General features: G+C 47.3%; 6 tRNA genes and 1 rRNA gene. All 7 read left to right on the top strand.

Annotated elements, in window-relative coordinates:
- Nucleotides 1–192 precede the first annotated feature (192 nt).
- The 7 genes from rrf to C8270_RS19540 all read left to right on the top strand — a co-directional run bounded on the left by rrf (nt 193) and on the right by C8270_RS19540 (nt 1,011).
- A 5S ribosomal RNA gene (gene rrf / locus C8270_RS19570) occupies nt 193–308 on the top strand.
- Between the two features lie 10 nt (nt 309–318).
- A tRNA-Val gene (locus tag C8270_RS19565) sits at nt 319–394 on the top strand.
- A gap of 176 nt (nt 395–570) precedes the next feature.
- A tRNA-Thr gene (locus tag C8270_RS19560) sits at nt 571–646 on the top strand.
- Nucleotides 647–658: 12 nt separating this feature from the next.
- A tRNA-Lys gene (locus C8270_RS19555) sits at nt 659–734 on the top strand.
- A 5-nt stretch (nt 735–739) separates the two neighbouring features.
- A tRNA-Leu gene (locus tag C8270_RS19550) sits at nt 740–824 on the top strand.
- Nucleotides 825–839: 15 nt separating this feature from the next.
- Nucleotides 840–914, top strand: a tRNA-Gly gene (locus C8270_RS19545).
- 8 nt (nt 915–922) lie between these two features.
- Nucleotides 923–1,011: transfer RNA gene (locus C8270_RS19540), tRNA-Leu, on the top strand.
- Nucleotides 1,012–1,045 lie beyond the last annotated feature (34 nt).

Below are 1,045 nucleotides of genomic sequence, written 5' to 3'. Positions count from 1 at the left end.
GTGGTAACACGTGGAGCTGACGGATACTAATAGATCGAGGACTTAACTATATTTCTTTTTGATTCGTTGCTTGAAGAACTCTTATTTAGTTTTTAGGGTACAAAATATAAAAAACACTTGCATTTTTTGACAAAAATGCATATAATATATCTTGTCCTTAATTTTAAACAAGAATGACTTACAAGATGTAGGTCTGGTAGCAATAGCGGAGAGGTCACACCTGTTCTCATGCCGAACACAGTAGTTAAGCTCTCCAGCGCCGATGGTAGTTGGGGCTTTGCCCCTGCAAGAGTAGGACGCCGCCAGGCATTACATATAGGAGGATTAGCTCAGCTGGGAGAGCACCTGCCTTACAAGCAGGGGGTCGCAGGTTCGAGCCCTGCATCCTCCACCATCTTGTTATTTAAAAATAGCCGGTCTAGCTCAATTGGTAGAGCAAGCCGTTAACATCAATGAATTTTCTACTATGTGCAGGCTTGCGAGGAGTGCAACATCATTGAACGAACTTGCAACACGACGAGCACACTTGATGAACATGTATGTAAGATAATAAAAGCCTTAAATTAATAAGCCGGTCTAGCTCAATTGGTAGAGCAACTGACTTGTAATCAGTAGGTTGGGGGTTCAAGTCCTCTGGCCGGCACCACTTTTAATGTTAGAGCCATTAGCTCAGTTGGTAGAGCATCTGACTTTTAATCAGAGGGTCGGAGGTTCGAATCCTCCATGGCTCACCATTCTTGCGGGTGTGGCGGAATTGGCAGACGCGCTAGACTTAGGATCTAGTGTCTTTCGACGTGGGGGTTCGACTCCCTTCACCCGCACCATTCATTAATATATATGCGGAAGTAGTTCAGTGGTAGAACACCACCTTGCCAAGGTGGGGGTCGCGGGTTCGAATCCCGTCTTCCGCTCCAATTCCCATGCCGGGGTGGCGGAATTGGCAGACGCACAGGACTTAAAATCCTGCGGTAGGTTTCTACCGTGCCGGTTCGAGTCCGGCCCTCGGCACCATATGCGCCCGTAGCTCAATTGGATAGAGCGCTTG

It is taken from the genome of Lentibacillus sp. Marseille-P4043 (assembly GCF_900258515.1).
Taxonomy (GTDB): Bacteria; Bacillota; Bacilli; order Bacillales; family Amphibacillaceae; genus Lentibacillus_C.
The sequence above is the reverse complement of the archived record's forward strand: the minus strand, read 5'-3'. Positions and strand labels throughout refer to the sequence as shown.